The 2,830-nt window shown below is 70.2% G+C and carries 2 protein-coding genes; one reads left to right on the forward strand and one right to left on the reverse strand.

The features are described from left to right. Nucleotides 1-111: 111 nt before the first annotated feature. Nucleotides 112-1,623 carry a M28 family metallopeptidase gene (locus ABT324_RS32820; protein WP_502949833.1) on the reverse strand — a complete coding sequence of 504 codons (1,512 nt, stop codon included), beginning with the start codon at nt 1,621-1,623 and terminating at the stop codon, nt 112-114. A 181-nt stretch (nt 1,624-1,804) separates the two neighbouring features. Between ABT324_RS32820 and ABT324_RS32825 the strand changes: the two genes are divergently transcribed. After that, on the forward strand, nt 1,805-2,782 hold the full coding sequence (locus ABT324_RS32825) for an NAD(P)H-quinone oxidoreductase (RefSeq protein ID WP_351185630.1): 978 nt from the start codon (nt 1,805-1,807) through the stop codon (nt 2,780-2,782). Nucleotides 2,783-2,830: the final 48 nt, after the last annotated feature.

Here is a 2,830-nt window from a genome sequence, read left to right on the forward strand (position 1 = left end):
TTTTTTTTCTGTTTCTTTGTTTCGGGTGGTCTGGCCCCCATGTTACCACCCCGGCGGCCTCTGGGGGGGGTGTGGGGGGGGGTGCCCGGGAGCACCCCGCACGTCGACCGGTCAGGACAGGTCGTGCCCGTGGGCGACCTTCGGGCCCTGGTCGAAGCTCTGGGCCATCATCGTGCTCTGCGCCGCGCGCAGCTGGGCGCGCTCCGCGCGGGTCTGCATGCCGTTGACCGCCTCAGTGCTCTGCGAGTAGGCCTGGACCACGTCAGCGATGCCCTTGGTCATCCGCTCCAGCGCCACCCGGTCCACATTGGACAGGTTGTCCTGCGCGCTGTGGTAGTTCGGGTCGAACGCGATGCCCGCGGTGCCACCCCACTTGGCGGCCTGCTCCTCGGTCTTCACCTCTTCGACACCGGTGTGCATGCCGCCGGACGGGATGCCCACCGCGATGAACTCGCCGTAGTCCGAGCGCCCGTTGAACTCGCTGGGCTCCGACTCGATGCCCTGCTCGGCCATCGCCGCCAGGAAGTCGTCCTTGATCTGACCCGAGCCCTGCGGCCCCGACGGGCCACCGGTCGAGCCGTCACCGTCGTAGACGAAGTACCCGGCGTTCGGCGAGCCGATCATGTCGAAGTTCAGGTACAGCGCGATGTCGAGCTGCTCCTCGAAGCTCAGGCCCTGCACGTACTTCGTCGAACCGACCAGGCCCGACTCCTCCGCGCCCCACCAGGCGAACCGCACCGCGTTCTCCACGTCCGGGCTGCCGCCCAGCTTCAGCGCGGTCTCCAGCAGACCGGCGCTGCCGGTGCCGTTGTCGTTGATGCCCGGGCCCTCCGGCACGCCGTCCAGGTGCGCCCCGGCCATCACCACGTTGTCGGTGCGCCCGGTCTTGGTCTGCGCGATGACGTTGCGGGTGGTCACGGACTCGAAGCGCGCCTGCACGTCCAGCTGCACCTCGGCCCCGACCTGCCCGGACAGCGCCTCGCCGACCTGCTTGGTGACCCCGGCGGTGGGGATGCGCCCCGCCTCGGAGTCGCCGAGGGTGCCGTTGAGCGGCCCCTCGACGTTGTTGTAGATGATCGCGCCCACCGCACCGGCCTCCGACGCGAGCTGCTGCTTCAGCGCGAAATCGCAGGAACCGCGGGAGATCAGCACAACCGACCCGGTGACGTCCGTGCCGTCGAAGTCGGTGGCCTCGCAACCCGGAGTGTCGTCGACCGGCAGGACCGCCAGCGGAGCGGTCAGCCCGCCCTGCGGGGTCGCCGGGGAGTACTCCAGCGCGTCACCCTCGGTCGGCTGATTAGCGACGGAAAGGCTGAAGGAGTCCTTGAAGTAGGCCTCGTAGGTGAACTCCGGGGTGGACACGTCGAACCCGGCGCGCTGCAGCTTGCCGACGACGTAGTCCACGCTGGCCTCGTAACCCGGCTGACCGGAGGCGCGGTTCCCGCCGTTCTGGTCGGCGATCCGCTGCAACGCGATCAGGTGACGGTTGACGGCGTTGCCGTCGATGCTCTCACCGAGGTTCGCCGGGGCCGCGCTGGCCGGGCTCACCACGAGCACCGCGGCCGCGCAGCCCGCGGCCAGAGCAGTGATCGAACGCCTGGATGTGATGGTTCGCAAACTCATCATGCTCCCCGTTTCGGGTGGATTTCCTGGCGGCAAGCCTTGAGAGGATCACGCTGCGAAGTCAAGGCTCTACCGGGAAGAGTTAAGAACCAGGGATGAATTCCCGTTTTTACCGTATTGTGCGGCTGATCCCCGCCCCGCGCACCGCGCGGACCGTCCGGTTCGGACTACCGTCGCGGACATGTACGCGATCGCGATCCGAGAGCCCGGCGAACCCGACGTCCTGGAGTGGACCGAGCACCCCGACCCGCGACCGGGTCCGGGCGAGGTGCTCATCGACGTCGTCGCCAGCGCGGTCAACCGCGCGGACCTCAGCCAGCGCGAGGGGAACTACCCGCCGCCGAAGGGCGCCAGCGACATCCTCGGCCTGGAGTGCTCCGGCACCATCGCCGAACTGGGTGAGGGCGTCGAGGAGTGGCAGGTCGGCGACGAGGTCTGCGCGCTGCTGGCCGGCGGCGGTTACGCCGAACGCGTCGCGGTGCCCGCCGCGCAGGTGCTGCCCAAGCCCGCCGGGGTCGACCTGGTGGAGGCCGCCGGGCTGCCCGAGGTGTGCTGCACCGTCTGGTCCAACGTGGTGATGGAGGCCGGACTCCGAAGTGGACAGCTGCTGCTGGTGCACGGCGGCTCCGGCGGCATCGGGACCTGCGCGATCCAGGTCGGCCGGGCCCTCGGCGCGCGGGTCGCGGCGACCGCGGGGTCGGCGGAGAGCCGCCAGTTGTGTGCCGAGCTCGGCGCGGACCCGGTGATCAACTACCGGGACGAGGACTTCGTCCCGGTGGTGAAGGAGCTCGGCGGCGCCGACGTCGTACTGGACAACATGGGCGCGTCCTACCTGGACCGGAACCTCTCCGCGCTGGCCCCCGACGGGCACCTGGCGGTCATCGGCATGCAGGGCGGCCGCAAGGCCGAGCTGGACCTGGGGAAGATGCTGGTCAAGCGGCTGCACCTGTCGGTGCTGGGGTTGCGCGGCCGACCGCTGTCGGGCCCGCACGGCAAGGCCGCCATCGTCAGCGACGTGCGCGAGCGGCTGTGGCCGGTGGTCGAGGCGGGCCGGGTCCGGACCCCGGTGCACGACCGCATCCCGCTGCGCGAGGCGTCCCGCGCCCACGCCCTCCTCGAAGCGGGCAACGTCCGCGGCAAGATCCTCCTGGTCCGCTGACCCGTGAGCGGCAACGGTGGCCCACACAACCATCCCCACTCACGACCC

The organism is Saccharopolyspora sp. NPDC000359 (assembly GCF_040300525.1).
GTDB lineage: Bacteria > Actinomycetota > Actinomycetes > Mycobacteriales > Pseudonocardiaceae > Saccharopolyspora.

Excerpts from the sequence above, each read along its gene's own strand:
- ABT324_RS32820 (WP_502949833.1), bottom strand. The coding sequence starts at position 1,623 with ATGAGTTTGCGAACCATCACATCCAGGCGTTCGATCACTGCTCTGGCC.
- ABT324_RS32825 (WP_351185630.1), top strand. The coding sequence starts at position 1,805 with ATGTACGCGATCGCGATCCGAGAGCCCGGCGAACCCGACGTCCTGGAG.